The following is a 23,653-nucleotide window of genomic DNA, read 5'->3' as shown; positions in this document are numbered from 1 at the left end:
GATGCGACCATCGGCGCACACCGCTTCGATTCCTCCCGCAGGGAGCATATCGGCGCAGAAACGGTCTGAAATGAGCCTGTTGCAATCACATTTCGCGGAGCGTGAAAATATTCCGTTTTGAAGCTGGCAAAGGACCAATGTCTCCGTGAAATCAATGAGATATGAGCGTGCATCGATATAGCGACGAGAACGCCTTTCTGCATCAGGATCTGGCGTTTCCCTACCGCCTCCTCAAGCCGGAGAATGCCGGCGGCGAGAGCCTGTTTTTACTGCACGGATCGGGTGTCGACGAAACGACGATGGTGCCGATTGCGAGGCAGATCGCCCCCAACGCCACGCTGGTCGCGGTGCGTGGCCGCATCCGCCAAGAAGACGGCTTCCGCTGGTTCGAGCGGATCACGCCGACCAGTTTTGAACAGGCGAGCATCCGTGCCGAAACATCGTACTTTGCCGCCTTCGCAAGCGAGGCCGCAAAGCGCCACGGGCTCGACCTCGCCCGGGCGACTTTCGTCGGCTATTCCAACGGCGCCAATCTGGTTTCCAGCCTGATGCTGCTCAACTCTGACCTAGTCCGAAAAGCAGTGCTGCTGAGAGCGATGCCCGTGCTTGACGATGCGCCGGCAACCGATCTGACCGGAACGCGCGTCCTGATTGTCGCCGGTGCCGCCGACGAGACCTACGGGCCGTTTGCGCCGCCACTGGTGAGGCTGCTCAACAAACATGGCGCCGAGGTCGATGCGCGCATCGTGCCTTCAGGTCACGAAATCGGCGACCCGGATGCCGCCATCGTCCGGCAATGGTTGGCGGGACCAGCATTGGTCGCACGCCAGGCAGGCTAGGAGACCTTGGTAGACCGCATCGGCGCCCGGCGGAACAGCTGAGCAGATGCTCGTCGCCTAGCCCTGTCCCATCCGGTTCCAGGCATCGAGCCCGGCGATCTTGTAGGCTTCGGCCAGCGTCGGATAGTTGAAGGTGTTGTTGACGAAGAAATCAACCGTGCCGCCGAGGTTGATCACCGCCTGGCCGATATGGATCAGTTCGGTGGCGCCTTCGCCGACGATGTGGGCGCCGAGCAGGCGGCGCGTTTCGACCGAGAACAGCAGCTTCAGAAAGCCGGAGTTGACGCCCATGATGTGGCCGCGCGAGGTTTCGCGGAACCGCGCCAGACCGACTTCATAAGCAGCGCCGCTCTCGCGCACCTGCTCCTCCGACTGACCAACGGTGGAGATTTCCGGCACGGCGTAGATGCCATAGGGGAAGGTTTCCGGCGGCGGTGGCAGTTGCACGCCGAAGGCGTGGCAGGCGGCCACCCTGCCCTGCTCCATCGATGTCGAGGCAAGGCTGGGGAAACCGATGACGTCGCCGGTGGCATAGATGTTGGGCGCACTGGTCTGGAAGGTCTGCGGATCGACCTTGATGCGGCCCCGGGAATCGGCCTCGATGCCGACCACGTCGAGGCCGAGGCTGCCGAGATTGCCGCTGCGGCCGGCGGCGTAAAGCACGATCTCGGAGCGGATGGTGCGGCCATCGGCGAGGGTCACTTCGGCATAGTCGGGTTTTGAGACGATTTCCTTGACCGTACTGCCGAGGCGAATGGTCATGCCGCGGTCGCGCATCTGGTGGATGAAGTCGTCGACGATCTCGCGGTCGACGAAATCGAGGATGGTGTTGCGCGGCTCCACCAGCGTCACCGGCACGTCGAGCGCCGAAAAGATCGTCGCATATTCAACGCCGATGACGCCGGCGCCGATCACCGTCAGCGTGCGCGGCAGATGGTCGAGTTCCAGCATCTCATCGCTGTCGAAGACGCGGATCTTGTCGAAAGGCACGTCGCGCGGCCGGTGCGGCCTGGTGCCGACCGCGATCAGGGCATTGGTGAAACCAACCTCCGAGTAGTCGCCATTGTCTGCCGTCAGGCTGACCTTGTTTCGGCCGACGAATTTCGCCATGGCGCGCACGCTTTTGACGGCGTTGCGCATAAACTGGTGCTGCAGCACCTCGACCTCGTGGTCGAGCGTCTTGTGCAGCCGCTCGACCAGGTCGGCGATGGAGATGTCCTGCTTGACCCGGTAGCCGCGGCCGTAAAAGCCCCGCTCGCGCCAGCCGGACAGGTTCAGCACCGTCTCGCGCAGCGTCTTCGACGGGATGGTGCCGGTGTGCACCGAGACGCCGCCGAGGCGCCGGCCCCTGTCGACCACCAGCACCGATTTGCCGAGCTTGGCCGATTGCACCGCGGCGCGGCGCCCGGAAGGGCCGCTGCCGATGACCAGCATGTCGTAATCCATGTAACCCCGTCCCCTCGGCGTCTTGTTGCGCCGCAGCAAGCTAACGCCATCCGTCCACCAAATTCAATCGGCTCAACCTCGTCACACTGCCGAGCCGGACCGATGGACGAACCGATCTTGATTCCGCCCGCGGTCTTCACCATTTCAGTGGCGGCGCACCCTAGCGTGGCGCCTGTTACGAGGACATGACATGAACGCGCGCGTACTTGACGGCGAAATCATCACCAGCAGGCTCGACGACGTCAGGGCCTATGACGGTGTGCGCACGCGGCGCATCCTGGCCTTCATCATCGACTATTGCATCGTGGCGCTGCTCACCATTCCGTTCGCGATCCTGGTGGCCGTGCTTGGCCTTTTGACATTCGGTCTTGGCTGGGCGCTGTATTCCATCCTCGTGCCGGCGGTCGCCATTCTCTACATCTGGAACACGCTGGGCGGTCGCAACCAGGCCACATCAGGCATGAAGATGATGGGCATTCGGCTCGATCGTCTCGACGGCAGCCGTATCGACGGCCTCACCGCCGTTGTCCATTCGGTGCTGTTCTGGGCGAGCACGGTCATCCTGACGCCGCTCGTCCTCCTGGTGACGCTGTTTTCCGATCGCAAGCGCACACTGCACGACCTGCTGCTTGGCACCGTCGTCAGCCGCAGCGACCGTTGAACCGGCGTTCAACCGACGCCAACAGGCATTTGTGCGCAAATGTGAAGGGGTCCGTTCAACCCCGCCTTCACAATCCTGTTGAATTTTTCGCCAGCCAAGCCAAAGGTAGAGCGATTCGCAGGAGTGTTCCCAAGGTTCGATGACGCACCATCCGACCCAGTCGCCGCAGTTCTTCCTGACCGCGCCATCGCCGTGCCCGTATCTCGAGGGCCAGTTCGAACGCAAGGTGTTCACGCATCTGGTCGGCGACAAGGCGCCGGAGATGAACGATCTGTTGACGCAAGGCGGTTTCCGGCGCTCGCAGAACATCGCTTACCGTCCCGCCTGCGAGACCTGCCGCGCCTGCGTCTCGGTGCGTATCCTGGCGCAGGAGTTCACCGCCAGCCGCAACATGAAGCGGGTGATCCAGCGCAATTCCGATCTGATCGGCGCCATGCACGACGCGCAGCCGTCGACCGAGCAGTATTCGCTGTTTCGCGGCTATCTCGACGCTCGCCATCGCCGCGGCGGCATGTCCGACATGACGGTGCTCGACTACGCCATGATGGTCGAGGATACCCATGTCGACACCAAGGTGATCGAATACCGGCGCCGCGGCCCCGACACATTCATCACCGGCAAGGGCCAGGGCGAGCTGATCGCCGTGGCGCTGACCGACAAGATGGCCGATGGCCTGTCGATGGTCTATTCCTACTTCAATCCCGAGTTCGAGGACCGTTCGCTCGGCACCTTCATGATCCTCGACCATATCGCCCGCGCCCGGGCCATGGGCTTGCCCCATGTCTATCTCGGCTACTGGGTCAACGGCTCGCGCAAGATGAACTATAAAATGCGCTTCATGCCGCAGGAGCATCTCGGCCCGAAGGGCTGGGAACGCTACGACCACGAAGCGGTCACGCGCTGATTTTTCTTCTTACCAGATCCTGATCTAAACATTTTCAGCCGAGACGATGCTGGTCTTCCGCCCGTTGGCGGGGCGATTGCGCCGACCGGCATCTGCTCAAATCATTGCGAAAGCCGTTGCATGTCCTCTCACAATGCCCACACCAAAGGACTCCTGCTCACCGCGCTTGGCGGGCTGGCGCTGACCATCGACATTCCCCTGATCCGGCTCGCCCATGGCGAAGCCTGGACGATCCTTTTGCTGCGCACCGGCTGCACCTTCGTGGCAGGGCTGATCGTATGGGCCATCTGGCGCTCGTTCAGCAAGAATGCTCCGCAGCTGATACCCGGCTGGTCGGGGCTCGTCGTCGCCACACTCTACGGGCTCGGCGCAATCGCCTTCATCACTGCCGTCTACAACACCTCGACCGCCAATCTGGTTTTCATCCTGGCCTTCTCCACCATGTTCTCGGCGCTGCTGTCGTGGCTGTTTCTGAAGGAGCGACCGCAGCCGCTGACGCTTGCGGCAATGGCGCTGATGATCGTCGGCATCGCGATCATCGTCGGCGATTCCGTCGGCACGGGAAATCTGTTCGGCGATGTGATGGCGCTGTGTTCGGCCTTGGCGATTGCCTGCGCCATCACCGTTTCACGCGCCAGCGGCAGGGATATGGGATTCACCGCGCTGACCGGCGTCCTGCTGCCGTTCGGGCTGGCGGCGCTCATGGTCTCCAGGACCGGTTTCCAGGTGGAAGCGCCATGGTGGATCGTTTTCAACGGCGCCGTCATCATGCCGTTCGCCTTCTTCTGCCTGGCCAACGGGCCGAAATACATTTCAGGCCCGGAAGTGGCGATGTTCTATCTCCTGGAAACGGTTCTGGCGCCGGTCTGGATATGGATGATCTTTGCCGAGGCGCCGTCGCGCAACAGCCTGATCGGCGGCGTGATCCTGATCGTCACGCTGGTCGCGCATTCCCTGTGGCAGTTGCATGAAGGGCGCAAGCGCCGGGCAGCGCTCGCCGTCGCTTACCCAGTCTGACTTTTCTTCGCCGGGCCGGCGACAATCTCGATCTGCGGCGGCCCGCCTTCGAGCTCGGCCGCCCCGTCGGGAACGGTGTCTTCGGCCAGTTCCACCTCGCGCAGCCATTCGCGCCATATCGCCACCAGCAGCGCCATCAGCACGGGGCCGATGAACAGGCCGAGAAAGCCCATCGTCTTGACGCCGCCGATCAGGCCGAAAAAGGTGGGCAGGAAGGGCAATTTGATCGGTCCGCCGACCAGCTTCGGGCGCAAGGTCTTGTCGACGATGAACAGTTCCACCGCGCCCCAGATGAACAGCGCCAGACCCGCCATCGGCGAGCCGCTGGCGGCGAGGTAGATCGACACAAGCGTAAACGACAGCGGCGCGCCGCCGGGGATCAGCGCCATCACGCCGGTCAATGCGCCCAGCGTCACCGGCGACGGCACCCCGGCCAGCCAGTAGGCGATGCCGAGCACCAGCCCCTCGCCGATGGCGATCACGGTCATGCCGGTAACGGTCGAGGAGATGGTCGCCGGCACGACGCGCGAAATCCGCTCCCAGCGCGTCGGCAGGATGCGTTCGCCGAGCCGGTCGATCTGGCTGGCAAAGTGTTCGCCGTCGCGGTAGGCGAAGAACAGCGCGATCATCATGAACAGCAGCGTCAGCAACAGGCCGAAGGCGCTGCCGCCGGCAGCCAGCACGCCGCGATAGATGCTGCCGATATTGGCGCCGCTGACCAGCTGGATCAGCTCGCCGATGCCGCCGGGATGGCCGAAATTGTCGATCCACTGTTCGTTCAGCCACTCGCCGACGACAGGCAGCGAGGTGATCCAGTGCGGTGTGACCGCGCCGTGCCTGTTGGTCTCGATCGCCCAGCCGACCCATTCGCGGACCTCGTTGATGGCGTAGGTGCCGGCGAGCGCTATCGGCACCACCAGGAAGGCGAGGATGAACAGGATGGCGAGCGTCGCGGCGACGGTGCGGTTACCGCCGACACCGGCAAGCAGCCGGCGGTAGAGCGGCCAGCTGGCAAAAGCAATGACGAGGGCTGCCAGCACGGGAAACAGGAACCCGTGGAAGAAATAAACGCCGGCGGCGACGATCAGCACCAACAGCCAGCGCGCCGCCGACAGCGGCGGGATGACGGCGGCCCGCAGCGGTGTCGACAGGCCGAACAGGCGCTGCTGACGTTCCGGCTTCTGGATCTTCGCTTCCTTCAAACGGTCAATTCTCCCAGCCTACACAGCGTTTATGCACTGTTATAGTGCCGCAATCGTGACGATAGTCCAAATGGTTGGTGAAGCTGCCAATCTCCCCCTTGTGGGGGAGATCAGCAGCTTCAACCAAATTTCCCCGTCCGCGGGAATCCCTTCGGCACCATCCGTCCGGCCGACGCTCTCGCGCCGATCCATTCCGCCAGCTCCTCGCGCGACCTGACGAAGGTGCGGTCGGCGGAATCCTGCCAGGACAGGCCGCTCGCCAGCGTGAAGGGTTTCAGGTCGAGCAGACCGCCATCCTTGTATTTCTGCAGGCGAACGCCCTTGCCGCGGCCCATCTCGGGAATTTCGGAGAGCGCAAACACCAGCATCTTGCGGTTCTCGCCGACAATGGCGAGATGATCGCCTGACACCGGGACGCAGGCCTTGGCCTCGTCGGGCGCCTTGACGTTCATCACCTGCTTGCCCTTTCGGGTGTTGGCGACGACCTCCTCCTCCGGCACGATGAAACCATTGGCATCGTAGGAGACGAGCAGCAGCTTGCGCTTGGGGTCGTGGACGAAGGCGGTGACGATGTCCTGGTCGTTGTCCATGTCGACGATGATGCGGATCGGTTCGCCATGGCCGCGGCCGCCCGGCAGCCGGTCGGCGCCGATGGTGTAGAATTTGCCGCCGGTGGTGAAGACCAGGATCTTGTCGGTGGTCTGGGCATGGAAGGCGAGCTTGAGGCTGTCGCCTTCCTTGAAGGTGAGCGTGGAATGGTCGGCCAAATGGCCTTTCATCGCCCGCAGCCAGCCCTTTTCCGAGACCACCACGGTGACCGGCTCGCGCTCGATCATGGCGTGGGCAATGTCGGTCAGATCATGCTCCGGCGCGTCGGCGAACTGGGTGCGGCGCTTGCCGAGTTCGGTCTCGGGGCCGAACTTGTCGCGAACCTGCGTGACTTCCCATTTGATCGTCGACCATTGCTTGGCGTCGGATGCGAGCAATGCCTCGATCTGCTTCTTCTCGGTGGTGAGACCGTCGAACTCCTTGCGGATCTCGAACTCTTCCAGCTTGCGCAAGGCCCGCAGCCGCATGTTGAGGATGGCTTCGGCCTGGGTGTCGGTGAGCGACCAACGGGCCATCATCACCTGCTTGGGCTCATCCTCCTCGCGGATGATCCTGATGACCTCGTCGATGTTGAGATAGGCGATCAGGTAGCCGGCAAGGATTTCCAGCCGCTTCTCGATCTCGCCAAGCCGATGCTTCGAGCGGCGGATCAGCACATCGCGCCGATGGTCGAGCCACTCCTTCAGCACGCCCTTCAGCGACAGGACGTTAGGCACCTTGCCCCGCGACAAAACGTTCATGTTGAGGGGAAAGCGGCTTTCGAGCTCGGTCAGCTTGAACAGCGATTCCATCAGAATGCCGGGATCGACCGAACGGCTCTTCGGTACGAGCACAATGCGGACGTCCTCGGCGCTTTCATCCCTGACATCCTCGAGCAGCGGCAATTTGCGCGCGATCAAAAGCTCGGCGATCTTCTCGATCAGCCTGGCCTTCTGGATGCCGTAGGGGATTTCAGTGACGACGATGCTCCAGGTGCCCCTGCCCTGATCCTCCTGGCCCCATTTGGCGCGCACGCGAAAACCGCCGCGGCCGGTCTCATAGGCCTCCAGGATGGATGCGCGGCTGTCTACGATGATGCCGCCGGTCGGGAAATCCGGCCCCTGGACGAACTCCATCAGCTTTGTCACCGGCGCGTCCGGCTGCTCGATCAACTGCAGCGCTGCGTCGCAAAGCTCGGCGGCATTGTGCGGCGGGATGGAGGTAGCCATGCCGACCGCAATGCCGGAGGAACCGTTGGCGAGCAGATTCGGGAAGGCGCCGGGAAGCACTACGGGCTCCTCGTCCTCTTCATTGTAGGTTGGCCGGAAATCGACGGCGTCCTCGGTGATGCCGGCAAGCAAATCGCTCGCCACCTCGGTCATGCGCGCCTCGGTATAGCGCATGGCGGCGGCGTTATCGCCGTCGATATTGCCGAAATTGCCCTGCCCGTCGACGAGGGGATAGCGCATGGAGAAATCCTGCGCCAGGCGCACCAGCGCATCGTAGATCGACTGGTCGCCGTGCGGATGGAACTTGCCCATCACGTCGCCGACAATGCGGGCGCATTTGGCAAAGCCCTGGTCGGGGTTGAGCCTGAGCAGCCGCATGGCATGCATGATGCGGCGATGCACAGGCTTCAGCCCGTCGCGCACGTCAGGCAGCGCCCGGTGCATGATGGTCGAGAGCGCATAGGCGAGATAGCGCTCTTCCAGCGCCTTCTTCAGATCGACCGGTTCGATGTGGTCACCGCCGCCATTTTCAGGCGGCAAAATCCTTTTTCCCATGCGGCTGGACTAGCCGAGCGGGTGATTCGCGGCAAGGCGGGGCTGCGGAAATCCGCACTTTGCAGCCTTTGAGCTTACGAGGGCGGCTCAAGGTCCGACAATGGATGTGACGGACTTCATGTTCCCCCTTGCCGTCCCTGTGCAACAGCAACGGTAGCAGTGCTGTTGCCAACCAACATCAATCTGTTACACGCCCTCTCTAAGGCAGGAGACGGTACGCAGGGGAGCCCGACCTTCATGACATATTCACCGCATCGGGCGAAGGCTCCCGCTCCGATTTGCCTTTCGCCGTGATTTTCGACAACTCTGCGGGAAAGCGCCTTTTTCCCGTCCAGTTCGTCACGGAATGGTGATGGCGTAGAATTGAGAAAACACTTTTTCAGGACTCTCTCAGGGAACTCGCGATGACAATCCAACGTTCGACACTCAAGAAACTTGCTTTTTCGACCTTTTTGCTGACGCTGCCGCTGAATGCCGCCTTTGCGCAAGACACGGCGGTTGCCGACCGACTGAAGGCCGCACTTGCCGTCCAGGGCGTCGATATCACCTGGACCGGCGTTACCGGCGACAATTCCAGCATGGTGCTGCAGGGCGTGTCGGTCAAACCGGCGGCCGAAAAGGAGGCGCTGCCGATCGGCGACGTCAAGCTCGAGGGCGTGACCGAAGCCAATGGCGGCTTCGATGTCGCGACCATCACGACTTCGGCCTTCGAGCACAGCAAGGACGGCGTCACGCTCAACCTCACCCCCTTCGTCATCCACGACGCCAACATCCCGGCTGAGGGCGCTACAGGCCCGCTCGGCTCGATGATGATCTACAAGTCGGCCGAACTCGAAAACCTGACGGTCAAGGTTGCCGACAAGACCGCCTTCTCGGTGGATGGGCTTGCTGTCCAGATCACGCCGCCGGCCGACGGCAAGGCGATGGAGTTTTCCGCCACCACGGAAAAGTTCAACGCCGACCTGACCCTGGTCGACGATGCGAAATCCAAGGAAGCCATCGAGGCCCTCGGCTACCAGAACATCTCGGGCAATATCGAAATCGGCGGCACCTGGCAGCCGAGCGACGGCAAGATGGACCTGTCGAAATACGACATCTCGGTCGAGAATGCCGGCACGCTCGGCATGACCTTCGGCCTCGGCGGCTACACGGTCGACTTCGTCAAGTCGCTGCAGGAGATGCAGAAGAAGATGGCGGCGCAGCCCGAAGGGGCTGACAATTCGGCGCAAGGCATGGCCCTGCTCGGCCTGTTGCAGCAGCTCTCCTTCAACAGCGCATCGATCCGCTTCGATGACGATTCGCTCACCGGCAAAGTGCTTGAGTATGTCGGCAAGCAGCAGGGCATGTCGGGCAAGGACATCGCCAACCAGGCCAAGGCGATCGTGCCGTTCGGCATGGCGCAGCTCAACAATCCCGAACTGACCGCCGAAGTGACGGCCGCGGTGAGCAAGTACCTCGACGATCCGAAGAGCCTCGAGATTTCGGCCGAGCCGCCGGCAGCGGTGCCGTTCGCGCTGATCATGGCCGGCGCCATGTCCAACCCGGCCGACCTGACCAAGACGCTGGGCGTCCACGTCAAGGCCAACGAAGACTGATCGAAGTTCGCTCCCTTCTCCCCGTCACTATACGGGGAGAAGGTGCTGGCAGGCAGATGAGGGGCGGCGCCAACGCCTGCAAATTGTAGTTCGATGCTGAACCGATTGTCAGAAGGCGCCAACTGCTAAGGCCGTTCGCCAATCGCCTGCATGCGTGCTGCCCCTCATTGTCCTGCCGGACATTTCTCCCCGTATAGAGACGGGGAGAAAGGGCAGCTGCAACGCTGCCGTCAGTCCTTCTTCACTGCCGCGACACGCAGCGACAGATCACGCAACTGCTGCGGCGAGGCTTCCGAAGGCGCGTTCATCAACAAATCGTAGGCCTGCTGGTTCATCGGGAACATGGTGATCTCGCGCAGGTTCTTGGCCCCGACCAGCAGCATGACCACGCGGTCGACACCGGCCGCCATGCCGCCATGCGGCGGCGCGCCATACTGGAAGGCGCGATAGAGGCCGCCGAAGCGCTCCTCGACCGTGGCGCGGTCCAGCCCGACCGTCTCAAACGCCTTGACCATGGTCTCGGGCAAATGGTTGCGGATACCGCCAGAGGCGATCTCGAAGCCGTTGCAGACCATGTCGTACTGGAAGGCCTTGATGCCGAGCAGGTCGTCGCCGTTGAGCGCGTCGATACCGCCTTGCGGCATCGAGAACGGGTTGTGGGCGAAGTCGATCTTCTTCTCCTCCTCGCTCCATTCGAAGAACGGGAAGTCGACGATCCAGCACAATTCGAAGCGCTCGCGGTCGACAAGGTTCAGTTCTTCGCCGGCACGCGTACGCGCGGCACCGGCGAAGGTAACGAACTTCTTCGGATCGCCGGCGACGAAGAAGGCGGCGTCGCCATCGGCAAGGCCGAGCTGCTGGCGGATCGCCTCGGTGCGCTCCTCGCCGATGTTCTTGGCCAGGGGACCGGCGCCTTCAAGCTTGTCGCCTTCCTTGCGCCAGAAGATGTAACCCAGTCCCGGCTGGCCCTCGCCCTGCGCCCACGAGTTCATGCGGTCGCAGAAGGCGCGGCTGCCGCCGGTCTTGGCCGGAATGCCCCACACTTCGGCCTTCGGATCGTTGGCCAGGATGTTGGCGAAGACCTTGAAGCCGGAATCGCGAAAATGGTCGGAGACGGCCTGCATCTCGATCGGGTTGCGCAGGTCCGGCTTGTCGGAGCCATATTTGCGCATGGCGACATCGTAAGGAATGCGCTGGAATGTCTGCGTCACCGGCTTGCCGTTGGCGAAGGTCTCGAAGACGCCGCGCATCACCGGTTCCATGGTCGACAGCACGTCGTCCTGCTCGACGAAGCTCATTTCGAGGTCGAGCTGGTAGAATTCGCCGGGCAGACGGTCGGCGCGCGGGTCCTCGTCGCGGAAGCAGGGCGCGATCTGGAAATAGCGGTCGAAGCCCGAAACCATGATCAGTTGCTTGTACTGCTGCGGCGCCTGCGGCAGCGCGTAAAAGGTGCCGGGATGGATGCGCGACGGCACCAGGAAGTCGCGCGCGCCTTCCGGCGACGAGGCCGTCAGGATCGGCGTCGAGAATTCGGTGAAGCCGACATCGGTCATACGCTTGCGCATCTCGGCGATGATTTTCGTGCGCGCCACGATGTTCCTGTGCAGCGTCTCGCGGCGCAGGTCGAGAAAACGGTACTTCAGGCGGATGTCTTCGGGATAGTCGGGCTCGCCGAACACCGGCAGCGGCAATTCCTTGGCTGCCGACAGCACCTCGATCTCGCGGGCAAAGATCTCGATCTCGCCGGTCGGCAGGTTGGCGTTGGTGGTGTCCGGCAGGCGCGCCTTGACCTCGCCGTCGACGCGGATCACCCATTCGCCACGCAGCGTCTCGGCCACCTTGAAGGCGGGCGAATCCGGATCGGCGACGATCTGGGTCAGGCCGTAATGGTCGCGCAGATCGATGAACAGCAGGCCGCCATGGTCGCGCACGCGATGCACCCAGCCCGACAGGCGAACCGAAGAGCCGACATCGCTCTTTCTCAACTGGGCACAGGTGTGGCTGCGGTAACGATGCATTGTCATGTCAAAATTCCGGGGTGCTGGGTTGTGGGTCGAGCATCAAAGCCCGGTCCAAAATTTGCGCGAAAAGCGCATGGGAGGCCCGATTTGTCAAGGCAAGCCGGGTTTGGGTCGTCTCTCTATCCGCTAGTCAGTGTTGAAGTCTTTGCCAGGCTTGGCGCATTGCCGCCAGAAGTGTTTCTCGCGACAGTGCAGTCATCGAATGATCTGGAGATACTTCATGCCAGAACCCACAGTCCCGCCGGGTGTCGGGCCACATAATGGCCGCGAATTGGAGCTGATGCTTCAGGGCGACAAATCAATGGCCTTGTTCGCGGCGGAACCGGGTATGGACGCCGACGATATTGGCGATGCAGGTTTTGCACCGTTTGTCGACGAAGGTCGCATCCTGAAGTTCACCCAGATTGTTCCTAAAACCTCAGTGGAAGAGCGCTGCTACTGCCTGCCGACAGAAGAATGGCGCTGCAAACTGAGCTTGTTGATCTCCAGAATGTGCCGCAGCGGAGAGGCCTTTGACATCTTCACATCGAATGATCTGGCGAGGCTTGAAGGAGCCCTTCTCGGCTATTCAAAGGAAGATGTCGAAGTGTTCGTCGCCCATGCTGCGTCCCGGACTGCCCGCGCGCCGAGCTCCGTTTAAGCCAAATGGATTTCGGCGCCCTGGCGTTCGAAGTCGGCGAGGATTGCGGCCGGCGCGGTCTTTTCGACCACGAGGTGGCGGATCGCCTCTGGCCTGGCAACCCGGTAGGGTGCGGCTGTGGCCAGCTTGTCGTTGGTTACAGCGATGACGATGCCTGCGCTGTTCTTGGCCATGGCCCGCTTTACCTCGGCCTCAGCCGAATCGAAGGCCGTGACGCCGCGCGACGCATCGAGACCGCAGGAGCCGAGAACAAACAGGTCCGCGCCAAGTTGCGCGACAGCGGCAAGCGTGTCGGCGCCGACGCAGGCGCCGAGATGGCGGTCGAACCGCCCGCCCAGCACAATCAGTTCGACCAAAGCGTGGTCTGACAGGACGGAGGCAATTTCGAGCGAATTGGTGGCGACGGTCAGATCGATGTCGCGCGGGATGGCCCTGGCGATCGCGGCATTGGTCGAGCCGCTGTCGATGAACAGGGTCTGTCCGCGCGAAAGCAGTGCCACGGTCGCGCGGGCCAGCCGCGTCTTTTCTTCGACCGCATGGCCGGCGCGCAGGCCGACCGGCGTGGCCGCGAAGGGTGCGGCCGCGACCGCGCCGCCATAGACGCGGCGGCACTGCCCGGCCTTGGCCAACTCCCTGAGGTCGCGCCGAACCGTGTCTTCCGAAACGCCGAAGCGGCCTGCCAGCTCGCCGGCCAGCACCCTTCCCTCGACGGCCAGGCGATCGCGAATAATTTGATGCCGCTCATCGGTCAGCATTGCATGATCCTGTTTTTTTCCATGCACGTTCTTGCACGATTTGCATGTTTGTGCAAGATGTAGGCATATCAAACAGTGACAACCGTCGACTCTCTTCCCCGAAAGCATCGTCATGACCTTTGGCCTCCGCCTCGCTCCGCAACACCGGGTCTACGCCGGCTTTGCGATCTATTCGTTCGCCATGGGCCAAATCTTCCCGCGGCTGCCCGACATCAAGCACGCCATGGGCATCGGGGACGGCACGCTCGGGCTAAGCCTGATCGGGACGCCGATCGGCACCTTGACCGCGCTGACGCTGGCGGCGCCGATCCTGGAGCGCATCGGCTTCCGCCGCGCGCTGCTCGGGCTGGTGCCGCTTTTGTCGGTTGTCTTTGCCATTGCCGTGCATGCGCCTGGGCCGCTTGCGCTGTTCCTGATGCTGTTTCCGGTCGGCCTGATGATCGGCAGCGTCGAGATCATTCTCAATGTCGAGGCCGATAGAACCGAATTCCTGCTCAAGCGCCGGATCATGAACCGGGCGCATTCGTTCTGGAGCATCGGCTTTTTCGGCGCCGGCCTGTTCGGCGCCGCGCTTGCGCATCTCGGCATTTCGCCGCAACTGCACCTGGCGATTGTCGTACCGATGGTGGCGACAGGAATCGCGCTGTTTCTCGGCGGTTACGAACCGGCGCCGAGCCGCTTCGCCGGCAATGACGAGACGGCGCCAAGGCTGGCGCGGCCGACGCTGCCGATCCTCGTCCTCGTCGCGGTGACACTGTCGGCGATGCTGATGGAAGGCGCCAGCATCGACTGGTCGGCAATCTACATGCGCACCGTGTTCGATGCGGGCCCTTTCGTCGCCGGCTTCACCGTGGCGCTGTTTGCATTCTCGCAAGCGAGCACGCGCTTCTTTGCCGACTCCTTTGTCGACCGCCACTCGCCGAGCGTCGTGGCGCGGGTGCTGCTGGCGACGATGGCGGTGGGCGTGCTGCTCGTCTTCTTCTCGCCTGCCCCGCTCGTATCGATGCTGGGCTTTGCGCTACTTGGCATTGGCAGCAGCGTGCTCTTTCCGCTGGCGATCTCGGCGGCAGCCCAGCGGACGGACCGCTCCGCGACGATCAATGTCGCGGCGCTGTCGCAGATTTCCTTCGTCGCCTTCCTGCTCGGCCCGCCGCTGCTCGGTTTCGTCTCCGACCATTGGGGCATCCGCTCGGCCTTCGGTATCGGCATCCCGTTCATCATGCTCAGCCTGCTGACCGCCGGCTCGCTTGGCCGAAGGGCTGCCCGGGGCAAGCCTGCGCCGGCGAGCGAAGCTTTGGCGAGGGCCGACGGAGCTTGAACGGCCGCACTTGAAGCCACACACCTGTTGGCGGCGGGACAAGCCACTGGCATTGGCCACACCGATGGTTCAGAACTGTGGAGCCACCTAAGCAACGGTTCCGTATGTCCTCCATCCGCCCGCTGATCCCGCTCCTCATCGCCGCCGGCATCCTGCTTGGCGGCAACGGGCTGCAGGGCACGCTGATCGCGCTGCGCGGCGCGCAGGAAGGATTTTCGGCCTCCGACATCGGCCTGATGGGCACGTTCTATTTCGCCGGCTTCCTGTTGGGGTGCCTGGCCGTCACCCGTATCCTCAAGGCAGTCGGCCATGTCCGGACGTTTTCAGCACTGGCCGCCATCGCCGCGGCCAGTACGCTGCTCCTGGTGCTGGTGATCGATCCGGTGATGTGGTGCGCGGTGCGCTTTGCCGGCGGTTTCTGCTTTGCCGGCCTGTTCACCGTCATGGAAGCCTGGCTGAACTCCGGCGTCGAAAACAAGGATCGTGCGCGCGTGCTGGCCATCTACCGCATGGTCGATATCGGCTCGGTGACCGGCGCACAGTTCCTGATCCCGATCTTCGGCCCCGGCGGCTTTGCCATCTTCGCCATCATGTCGATGATGATCACGCTGTCGCTGGTTCCGGTGTCGCTCGGCGACCGCTCCAACCCGACGCCGCCGGAAGACGTCAAGCTCGATCTCGCCCGCGTCTGGCGGATTTCGCCGCTCGGCTGCTTCGGCTGCATCTGCGTCGGCGTCACCAACAGCGCGTTCCGCACGCTGTCGCCAGTCTATGCCGAACAGATCGGCATGTCGGTGGCCGATGTCGTCACCTTCGTCAGCGTCGGCATCTTCGGCGGCGCCCTCATCCAGTATCCGCTGGGCTACCTCTCCGACCGCTGGGATCGGCGCGCGGTGCTTTTGGCCACGACATGCGGCGCCATGTTCGCCGCGCTGGCGCTGGTCTTCGTCGCCGGCGCCGATCCGACCCTCAATTTGATCATCGTCTTCATCTTCGGCAGCTTCGCCATGCCGCTCTATTCGCTGTCGGCGGCGCATTCCAACGACCGCGCCGACAAGGGCGAGTTCGTGCTGATCAACGCCGCCTTGATGCTGTTCTATTCCTTCGGCGCCATTGGTGGCCCCTTCGCGGCGTCCGCAGTGATGCAACATTTCGGACCGGGCGCCCTGTTTGTCTTCAGCGCAGTCGTCTACGCCACCCTCATCGCCGTCATTCTCTACCGCATGCAGGTGCGCGGCAGCGTGCCGGCGGGCAAGCGCAGCCGCTTCACGGCGCTGCTGCGCACATCAACCGTCTTCGCGCGGCTGGCGCGCAGGAATGGCGATTCCGACGGATCGGCTGATACTTGACCGAAGGGCGGCTTGACGAAAGCGCCCATGGCTGAAATTGAAAGAGAACCTTACCCGTTACTAAAAAGCGATTTGATGCACGTCATCACCACCCAAAATGAGCTCGAGTCCGTTCTCGCCGCTTTTGAAAAGTCGGATTTCGTCACCGTCGACACCGAATTCATCCGCGAAACGACATTCTGGCCGATTCTGTGCCTGATCCAGATGGCGGCGCCAGGCGTCACCGCGCTGGTCGACCCGCTGGCGCCCGACATCAACCTCGCCCCATTCTTCCGGCTGATGGCCAATGAAGCGGTGGTCAAGGTTTTCCATGCCGCGCGCCAGGACATTGAAATCATCGTCCATCTCGGCGATCTGGTGCCGCATCCGGTGTTCGACACCCAGGTCGCGGCCATGGTCTGCGGCTTCGGCGACAGCGTCTCCTACGATCAGCTGGTGCAGCGCATCACCGGCGCACGGCTCGACAAATCCTCGCGTTTCACCGACTGGCGCCACCGGCCGCTGTCGGACAAGCAGCTCGACTATGCCTTGGCCGACGTCACCCATCTGATCGACGTCTACAAGCATCTCAGCGCCGAACTGGAGCGGGAAAACCGCGCCCATTGGCTAAACGAGGAAATGGAGGTGCTGACTTCGCGCGAGACCTACGATCCGCACCCCGAAGACGCCTGGAAGCGGCTGAAGATGCGGCTGCGCAAGCCGCAGGAGCTGGCGATCGTGCAGACGGTGGCGGCATGGCGCGAACGCGAGGCGCGCGAGCGTGACGTGCCGCGCGGCCGGGTGCTCAAGGACGACGCCATATACGAGGTCGCCCAGCAGGCGCCGCGCGATGCGGCAGCCCTTGGCAAGCTGCGCACCACGCCGAAAGGCTGGGAACGGTCATCGACGGCAACGGCGCTGCTCGGCGCGGTCAACACGGCGCTCGCTTTGCCCCGCGAAGAAATGCCGAAGCTGCCCAAGAGCTTTCAGCCGCCCGAGGGCTCCAATGCCGCCTCCGAGCTGTTGAAAGTGCTGTTGCGGATCGTCGCCGAGAAGGAAGGCGTCGCCTCGAAAGTGCTGGCGTCCAGCGACGACATCGACCGCATCGCCGCCGAGGGCGAGGATGCCGACGTGCCGGCCCTGCAGGGCTGGCGACGCGCCGTGTTCGGCGAAGCCGCACTGAAGCTGGTGCGCGGCGAAATCGGCATCAAGTTCGACAAGCGCAAGATCGCGGTGTTCGATTTGTAGACCCCCACCCCGCTCCGCTGAGCGGAGCGACCCTCCCCACAAGGGGGAGGGTAAACGACTGCCCTACACCGCTCCGAGCAGGTGTAGCGCGAACCAGATCCATGCCAACAAGAGAATGATCGCGCCGACGTAGAAGGCGCGGCTGCGAAACCGCAGATTGTTGCTGGTGAGGTGGACCCAGGCGTGGCCATAGCGGGAAATCACGAAAATCCACATCAACGCCAGGGTCAGATAATTGACGCCATTGGTCGCGTGCAGCGCCAGGCACAGCACATAGAACAGCACCGGCAGTTCGAACTGGTTGATGAGATTGTTGGCAACCGTGACGCTCGACCCGGGCTCGGTCGTGCGCACCTTGTATTGACCGACCTTGGCCTCGCCCGATTTGACCGCGCCGTAGCGGCGCCGGCCCATCACGACATAGACGATATAGACGAGCAACACCTGCGCCAGCATCGGCCAGAAAATCGCGGTCTGGCTCATGGCGTTGCCCCTGCTCTGTCGTTCATGCCTGTGGACGCCGCTGGGCGGCAAGGATCAAAAACGCGATGACGATGACGGGGATCGCCAGCAGCGCGAATTTGGTGACGATCAGCGACGAGGCGAAAGACAGAGAATCCGGGTTGGCCGACAGCGCATCGGACAAGAGCCGCGCCACCGCAATGTTCTGGGCGTAGTCGGCGCATGTGTAGGGCAGCACGATGACCAGCGCGAACAGCGCCTGAAGCTGCACCGGCATGGCACGAAAATTCTTCAGCCGCCGCCCCGTTGCCAGGATCAGGCTGACCATGGTCAGCGACAGCAGCGCCGGGAAGAGAAGGTCGAAAGTCAAATAGTGCCAGACCAGGATGATCTCGCTGCCGCGTCGGCCGAGTGCCGTCAGCCAGGCCATGCCCTCATCGGGCGTGAACCCGCCAAGGCGCACGTCGAGCGACGGCAGGCCACCGCTCAGCCGGCGGAAATAGAAGAATTCCAGCAGCGTCATGATGATGAAAACCGCCGCGGCGGCAAAGCACAGCGCGCCGGCATGGCGCGCCAGCCGCAGCACGATCGTCGCCTGGTGGCGCCAGAGCATGTACCGCTCTGGCTGCCGGTCAGGCTCCGCCAGGATAGTTCGGGCTTTCGCGGGTAATCGTGACGTCATGGGCGTGGCTTTCACGAAGTCCGGCGTTGGATATGCGCACAAAGGTGGCGCGTTCGCGAAAATCGGCAAGGTCGCGGCCACCGACATAACCCATAGCGGCTTTTAGCCCTCCCGCAAGCTGGTGCAGCACGCCAGACACAGGTCCCTTGTAGGGCACCTGCCCTTCAATGCCTTCCGGGACCAGTTTCAGCGTGTCGCGAACCTCGGCCTGGAAGTAGCGATCGGCCGAGCCGCGCGCCATGGCGCCGACAGAGCCCATGCCGCGATAGGCCTTGAAGGAGCGGCCCTGATGCAGATAGACCTCGCCCGGGCTTTCGTCGGTGCCGGCCAGCAGCGAACCGATCATGGCCGCACTGGCGCCCGCGGCAAGCGCCTTGGCCAGGTCACCCGAATATTTGATGCCGCCGTCGGCGATGACCGACACGCCTGATCTATGCGCCGTCTCGACCGCCGACATGATCGCCGAAAGCTGCGGCACGCCGACGCCGGCGACGATGCGCGTGGTGCAGATCGAGCCCGGGCCGATGCCGACCTTGACGGCATCGGCGCCGGCGTCGATCAGCGCCTGCGTGCCTTCGGCGGTGGCGACGTTGCCGGCCAGGATGCGGACGGAATTGGAAAGCTTCTTGGCCCGCGTCACCGCATCGAGCACGCGCTGCGAATGGCCATGCGCGGTGTCGATGACCAGGAGGTCGACACCGGCATCGATCAACCGCTCGGCGCGCTCGAAGCCGTCATCGCCGACGCTGGTGGCGGCCGCCGCCCGCAGGCGCCCCTGCGCATCCTTGGTGGCGTGCGGGTTGAGCTGCGACTTCTCGATGTCCTTGACGGTGATCAGGCCGACGCAATTGCCGGACTTGTCCACGACGACGAGCTTTTCGATGCGGTGCTGGTGCAGCAGCCGCTTGGCCTCGTCCTGGTCGACATTCTCCTTGACCGTGATCAGGTTCTCACGGGTCATCAATTCGTAAACTTTCTGCCCCGGATCGGAGGCGAAGCGCACGTCGCGGTTGGTCAGGATACCAACCAGGCGGCCGATCTTCTGGCCGCCGGTGCCGCCATTCTCGACAACCGGAATGCCCGAGATGGAATAGGTGCGCATCAGCGCCAGCGCGTCGGCGAGCGTGGCGTCGGGGCCGATGGTGACCGGATTGATGACCATGCCCGATTCGAACTTCTTGACCTGGCGAACCTGCTCGGCCTGTTCGGCCGGCGAGAAATTGCGGTGGATGACGCCGATGCCGCCGGCCTGCGCCATGGCGATGGCGAGCCGCGCCTCGGTGACGGTGTCCATGGCGGCCGACAGGATCGGCACGTTGAGGTCGATGTCGGTGGCGATGCGGGTGCGGATGTCGGTCTCACCGGGCATGACCTCGGAATGACCGGGCTGCAACAGCACGTCGTCAAAGGTCAGCGCCAGCGCGCCGGTGGACGTTTCGATGATTTTTGCCATGGCCAGTCCTCGGATACGAAAAGCGCTGGGAGAATACAAAAAAGCGCTGGACCGAAATGGACAGCGCCGACTCGTTTCTTCCCTTTCAGGATTGGCGCTGGCTGGTAACACGTCGCGGCGTGGTTGAAAAGCCGGTCGTGGCCTATTCGGCGGACTTGCCCAACAGGGCATCGAGCAAGACATGGCGCGGTGACGCGAAAGGATTGACGACCGTTACGCCGCCCCAGGTGAAGCCGTCCTGCAGATCTTCCGACAGCAGCAGCCGGCAACCGGTTTGCGAGGCAACAGACAGGATGGTCGCATCCCAGATGCCGAAATGGTGATCGGTCGCAAGATCAGCCGCGACCGTCATCACCTCCGGCGTCGTGCCGACAACCGGAAACGCGTCGCGCCAGCTCAACAGGGCGTCGCGCGCTTGTGCACGTGATCGTCCGGCCTTGCGTGTGAGAACGGTGAACAATTCGCCGAGCACTTGGACTGGAATGACGGCTGCCTCTTGCGCAATGTCGTGCAGCAGGCCGAAAACGATGTCGCGCTTCTCGGCTCCGTTGATCCCCTCGGCATAAACAAGGATGTTGGTATCGAGCGCGACCTTCACCGCTCGTCCTCGTAAAGCTCGTCGCGGCTCCAGCGCCCGGCTTCTACAACAGGCTGGCGTTCGAGGCGCGACAGCAGCGCTGTGCGCGAACGAGACGCCGCAGGGTCGGGCTGCCCTGCAGGCACGATCCGCGCCACGGGACGCCCATGGCTGGTCACGACATAGCTCTGTCCTTCGCGGACACCGCGCAGGAGGAGCGAGAATTTGCGGTTGGCGTCGGCTGCGGAAACGGCTTCTTCCATGGCATTGTCCATATAGTAGTTATATTCACTACAGCATAGTGAACCCGGTCAATTTTCGCAAGTTCATTCAATGTGGCGAAACGCAGCGACGCCTCTTGTCCGCCCACGGTCGCACAAAAGTGACAGCAAATTAATGCGACATCGCGCCTGAGGCGTGATAACCGCCGGTTCGTATCGCTTGCCCCGCCTTTTCATTGCCTGGATTGGCCGGCACGCAATTTTGGCCAATTCGGACGCGTTCGTTGAACCGCATCATTCCGCTCATTCTGGCGGTCGCCTTGTTCATGGAAAACATGGATTCGACCGTCATTGCGACATCGCTGCCGGCGATTGCCGTCGACATCCACACCAGCCCGATCGCGCTCAAGCTGGCGCTGACCGCCTATCTGGTGTCGCTGGCCATCTTCATTCCGATCAGCGGCTGGATGGCCGACCGGTTCGGCGCCAAGACCATTTTTCGCGCCGCGATCGGCGTGTTCATCGTCGGCTCGGTCTGCTGCGCCGTCTCCAACTCGCTGCCGGCCTTTGTCGTCTCGCGCTTCCTGCAAGGCATAGGCGGCGCCATGATGACGCCGGTCGGCCGGCTGGTCCTGGTGCGCGCGACGCCGAAGAGCGAGCTGGTTGCCGCCATGTCGTGGCTGACGGTGCCGGCGCTGGTCGGCCCGCTTGTGGGACCACCGATCGGCGGCTTCATCACCACTTATTTCACCTGGCACTGGATCTTTCTGATCAACGTGCCGATCGGCCTGATCGGCATCTGGCTGGCGACGCGCTTCCTGCCGCAAACCGACTCGATGGAGACGCCGCCGCTCGATTTCGTCGGTTTCGTGCTGAGCGGGCTGGCGGCCTCCGGCGTCGTCTTTGGCCTGTCGGTGGTCAGCCTGCCCTATCTGCCGCCGGCGACCGGCCTCATCACCGTGGCGGTCGGGCTGATTTCCGGCGTGCTCTATCTGCTGCATGCGCGGCGCGCCAAGAATCCCCTACTGGCGCTGGAACTGTTCCGCAACCAGGTGTTCCGCTCCTCGGTGCTCGGCGGCTCGCTGTTTCGCATCGGCATCGGCGCGGTGCCGTTCCTGTTGCCCCTGATGTTCCAGATCGGCTTCGGGCTGACGCCGTTCCAGTCGGGCATGATCACCTTCGTCTCGGCCATCGGCGCCATTGGCATGAAGTTCGTCACCGCGCTGATCTTCCGGCTCGCCGGCTTCCGCCGGGTGCTGATCTGGGGCTCGCTGATCGCCGCCGCATCGATCGCCATCTACGGCCTGTTCACGCCGGAGACGCCTTACGCGCTGATGCTGGCCATATTGCTGGTCGGCGGCTTCATCCGCTCGATGTTCTTCACCGGCGTCAATGCGCTCTCCTACGCCGAAGTGTCGGCCGAGGACACCAGCAAGGCAACGCCGATCACGGCGGTGTTCCAGCAGCTGTCGATCGCACTCGGCGTGGCGCTGGCCGGCGGCATCCTGGAAGTCTCGACCTCGATCCATGGCGGCCCGCTGATGCTCGGCGATTTCCACATTGCCTTCTTCATCGTGGCGGTAGTGTCAGCGGCGGCGTCGGTATCGTTCATGCGGCTGGCGCCGGATGCCGGCAACGCCGTGTCGGGTCATGGCCGGATGACGACGCCGAAGACACTGGAGCCGGTGAGCACGGCTGGGAAGTAAGGGGCGGCGCGACGAAAATCGTCGACGTCGGCGATCCTTCACACCCCCCTCTGGCCTGCCGGCCATCTCCCCCGCAAGGGGGGAGATCGGATATCACGCGGCTTTCGCCAATCTTGCAACTTTGAAGGAATGGCGAGACGGTCGCAGCTGCCAATCTCCCCCTTGCGGGCGAGATGTCCGGCAGGACAGAGGGACGGAACGCTACGAAGCGTCTTTCACGCCGTGCCGTCTCTGCCCTTAAAATCCTTCGCCAGCAAATACAGTTCCACCGACTCATCCCGCGACGCCGGCGGCTTCACGTGGTGCACCGAGCGGAAGTTCTTCTTGAGCATCGACAGCAGCTCGTTTTCGGCGCCGCCTTGAAACGTCTTGGCCAAAAAGTGCCCGCCCGGCTTCAGCACCGACAGCGCGAAATCGGCGGCCACCTCGCACAGATGCATGGTGCGGATATGGTCGGTTCGCTTGTGGCCGGTGGTCGGCGCGGCCATGTCGGACAACACGATATCGGGGTCGCCGCCCAGCGCCTCGGCGAGCTTTTGCGGCGCTTCCGGGTCGAGGAAATCCATCAGCAGCACCGGCGCACCCGGCACCGCATCCATTTCGAGATAGTCGATGCCGATGACATGTGGATTATCAGCCGTCGATTTCGTCCTCGCGGCCGCCACCTGGCACCAGCCGCCGGGGGCCGCACCGAGATCGATGACCTTCATGCCGGGTTTCAGCAGATGATGCTTGTCATCGATCTCGATCAGCTTGTAGGCCGCGCGCGAGCGATAGCCGTCGGCCTTGGAGCGCTGGACATAGGGATCATTGATGTGGCGCTGCAGCCAGCGGCGCGACGATTCCTTCAGGCCGCTCTTCTTCTTGATCCGCGTCTTGAGGACACGAATGCTGGCGGAGCCCGGCTTTTCCGGCTTCTTGGTCATGACGTTATTTCTTGTTTGAGTTTTTGCGCTGGCCGAGTTGCCGCCGTTTTTCGGCGGCTTCGCGTTTCGCGAAGGACTTCCCCCACTCCGTCGCCGCTTCGCGGCGCCACCTCTCCCCCCTCCGGAGGGAGAGGAAAGGCGCCGGTCTGCATAAGTTCGCGCCCTTCCTCTACCCCGTCGATCGGGGGAGAGGTGTAGAGCCAAGCACGACGGGGGTGGGGTGGCCCGGTAAACAAAACAAAACAGGACAAATGTGTATAATAAAAAAAAGAACCAGCCG

General features: G+C 63.1%; 21 protein-coding genes. 10 read left to right on the top strand and 11 right to left on the bottom strand.

Annotation, left to right across the window (positions count from 1 at the left end; genetic code table 11):
• The first annotated feature begins 167 nt into the window (after positions 1-167).
• Positions 168-839 carry an alpha/beta hydrolase gene (locus tag NKH22_RS22550; RefSeq protein WP_352460107.1) on the top strand — a complete coding sequence of 224 codons (672 nt, stop codon included), beginning with the start codon at positions 168-170 and terminating at the stop codon, positions 837-839.
• Between the two features lie 57 nt (positions 840-896).
• Here the strand turns inward: NKH22_RS22550 and sthA are convergent, their stop codons facing one another.
• Entirely contained in the window at positions 897-2,285 is a 1,389-nt protein-coding gene (sthA, locus tag NKH22_RS22545) for a Si-specific NAD(P)(+) transhydrogenase (protein WP_023730842.1), read from the bottom strand.
• Positions 2,286-2,475: 190 nt separating this feature from the next.
• On the opposite strand from sthA, the gene NKH22_RS22540 reads away from it, so the two are divergent.
• The 3 genes from NKH22_RS22540 to NKH22_RS22530 all read left to right on the top strand — a co-directional run bounded on the left by NKH22_RS22540 (position 2,476) and on the right by NKH22_RS22530 (position 4,867).
• The gene (locus NKH22_RS22540; RefSeq protein WP_023673020.1) at positions 2,476-2,946 is read left to right on the top strand and encodes an RDD family protein; all 471 of its coding nucleotides are present in this window, start codon (positions 2,476-2,478) and stop codon (positions 2,944-2,946) included.
• A 139-nt stretch (positions 2,947-3,085) separates the two neighbouring features.
• The gene (locus tag NKH22_RS22535; protein ID WP_023682417.1) at positions 3,086-3,850 is read left to right on the top strand and encodes an arginyltransferase; all 765 of its coding nucleotides are present in this window, start codon (positions 3,086-3,088) and stop codon (positions 3,848-3,850) included.
• Between the two features lie 120 nt (positions 3,851-3,970).
• Positions 3,971-4,867, top strand: a complete 897-nt coding sequence (locus NKH22_RS22530; RefSeq protein ID WP_352802447.1) for a DMT family transporter — start codon at positions 3,971-3,973, stop codon at positions 4,865-4,867.
• On the opposite strand, the gene NKH22_RS22525 is transcribed toward NKH22_RS22530, so the two are convergent.
• A complete protein-coding gene (locus NKH22_RS22525; RefSeq protein WP_023819331.1) occupies positions 4,855-6,069 on the bottom strand; it encodes an AI-2E family transporter in 1,215 nt (404 codons plus the stop codon). The genes NKH22_RS22530 and NKH22_RS22525 overlap by 13 nt on opposite strands.
• Before the next feature lie 119 nt (positions 6,070-6,188).
• Positions 6,189-8,441 (bottom strand): DNA topoisomerase IV subunit A, encoded by a 2,253-nt coding sequence (gene parC, locus NKH22_RS22520; RefSeq protein WP_352911034.1) that lies wholly within the window; start codon positions 8,439-8,441, stop codon positions 6,189-6,191.
• A 404-nt stretch (positions 8,442-8,845) separates the two neighbouring features.
• Between parC and NKH22_RS22515 the strand changes: the two genes are divergently transcribed.
• Positions 8,846-10,036, top strand: coding sequence for an aq_1923 C-terminal domain (locus NKH22_RS22515; protein WP_023697470.1), 1,191 nt, complete (start codon positions 8,846-8,848; stop codon positions 10,034-10,036).
• Positions 10,037-10,266: 230 nt separating this feature from the next.
• On the opposite strand, the gene aspS is transcribed toward NKH22_RS22515, so the two are convergent.
• The gene (gene aspS, locus NKH22_RS22510) at positions 10,267-12,054 is read right to left on the bottom strand and encodes an aspartate--tRNA ligase (RefSeq protein WP_023682421.1); all 1,788 of its coding nucleotides are present in this window, start codon (positions 12,052-12,054) and stop codon (positions 10,267-10,269) included.
• A gap of 223 nt (positions 12,055-12,277) precedes the next feature.
• Here aspS and NKH22_RS22505 point away from each other — a divergent pair, with 223 nt between their 5' ends.
• Entirely contained in the window at positions 12,278-12,697 is a 420-nt protein-coding gene (locus NKH22_RS22505; protein ID WP_023734157.1) for a hypothetical protein, read from the top strand.
• Here the strand turns inward: NKH22_RS22505 and NKH22_RS22500 are convergent.
• The gene (locus NKH22_RS22500) at positions 12,694-13,452 is read right to left on the bottom strand and encodes a DeoR/GlpR family DNA-binding transcription regulator (protein WP_023734158.1); all 759 of its coding nucleotides are present in this window, start codon (positions 13,450-13,452) and stop codon (positions 12,694-12,696) included. The two genes, NKH22_RS22505 and NKH22_RS22500, sit on opposite strands and share 4 nt — an antisense overlap.
• 112 nt (positions 13,453-13,564) lie before the next feature.
• On the opposite strand from NKH22_RS22500, the gene NKH22_RS22495 reads away from it, so the two are divergent.
• The 3 genes from NKH22_RS22495 (at position 13,565) to rnd (ending at position 17,346) form a co-directional block, all read left to right on the top strand.
• Positions 13,565-14,770: an MFS transporter gene (locus NKH22_RS22495; protein WP_023734159.1), complete on the top strand. Its 1,206-nt coding sequence runs from the start codon at positions 13,565-13,567 to the stop codon at positions 14,768-14,770.
• Positions 14,771-14,874: 104 nt separating this feature from the next.
• The gene (locus NKH22_RS22490; RefSeq protein WP_023750462.1) at positions 14,875-16,119 is read left to right on the top strand and encodes an MFS transporter; all 1,245 of its coding nucleotides are present in this window, start codon (positions 14,875-14,877) and stop codon (positions 16,117-16,119) included.
• Positions 16,120-16,194: 75 nt separating this feature from the next.
• A complete protein-coding gene (rnd, locus tag NKH22_RS22485) occupies positions 16,195-17,346 on the top strand; it encodes a ribonuclease D (protein WP_023705815.1) in 1,152 nt (383 codons plus the stop codon).
• 63 nt (positions 17,347-17,409) lie between these two features.
• Here rnd and NKH22_RS22480 read toward each other — a convergent pair whose 3' ends face one another.
• The 5 genes from NKH22_RS22480 to NKH22_RS22460 all read right to left on the bottom strand — a co-directional run bounded on the left by NKH22_RS22480 (position 17,410) and on the right by NKH22_RS22460 (position 20,783).
• On the bottom strand, positions 17,410-17,829 hold the full coding sequence (locus tag NKH22_RS22480) for an MAPEG family protein (protein WP_023673032.1): 420 nt from the start codon (positions 17,827-17,829) through the stop codon (positions 17,410-17,412).
• 22 nt (positions 17,830-17,851) lie between these two features.
• Positions 17,852-18,421, bottom strand: coding sequence for a hypothetical protein (locus NKH22_RS22475; protein ID WP_023749016.1), 570 nt, complete (start codon positions 18,419-18,421; stop codon positions 17,852-17,854).
• 19 nt (positions 18,422-18,440) lie between these two features.
• Positions 18,441-19,943 carry an IMP dehydrogenase gene (gene guaB, locus NKH22_RS22470; protein ID WP_023734161.1) on the bottom strand — a complete coding sequence of 501 codons (1,503 nt, stop codon included), beginning with the start codon at positions 19,941-19,943 and terminating at the stop codon, positions 18,441-18,443.
• 142 nt (positions 19,944-20,085) lie between these two features.
• Positions 20,086-20,541: a PIN domain-containing protein gene (locus NKH22_RS22465; protein ID WP_023673035.1), complete on the bottom strand. Its 456-nt coding sequence runs from the start codon at positions 20,539-20,541 to the stop codon at positions 20,086-20,088.
• Positions 20,538-20,783, bottom strand: coding sequence for a type II toxin-antitoxin system Phd/YefM family antitoxin (locus NKH22_RS22460; RefSeq protein WP_023673036.1), 246 nt, complete (start codon positions 20,781-20,783; stop codon positions 20,538-20,540). Before NKH22_RS22460 ends, NKH22_RS22465 begins: the two co-directional genes overlap by 4 nt.
• 242 nt (positions 20,784-21,025) lie before the next feature.
• Between NKH22_RS22460 and NKH22_RS22455 the strand changes: the two genes are divergently transcribed.
• Complete coding sequence (locus NKH22_RS22455; RefSeq protein ID WP_352911027.1) at positions 21,026-22,447, top strand: MFS transporter; 1,422 nt, start codon at positions 21,026-21,028, stop codon at positions 22,445-22,447.
• Positions 22,448-22,662: 215 nt separating this feature from the next.
• Here the strand turns inward: NKH22_RS22455 and NKH22_RS22450 are convergent, their stop codons facing one another.
• Positions 22,663-23,373 (bottom strand): RlmE family RNA methyltransferase, encoded by a 711-nt coding sequence (locus tag NKH22_RS22450; RefSeq protein WP_023694903.1) that lies wholly within the window; start codon positions 23,371-23,373, stop codon positions 22,663-22,665.
• Positions 23,374-23,653 lie beyond the last annotated feature (280 nt).

This window comes from Mesorhizobium sp. M1252 (assembly GCF_040318265.1).
GTDB lineage: Bacteria > Pseudomonadota > Alphaproteobacteria > Rhizobiales > Rhizobiaceae > Mesorhizobium.
This window is presented reverse-complemented; position numbering and strand designations above follow the sequence as displayed.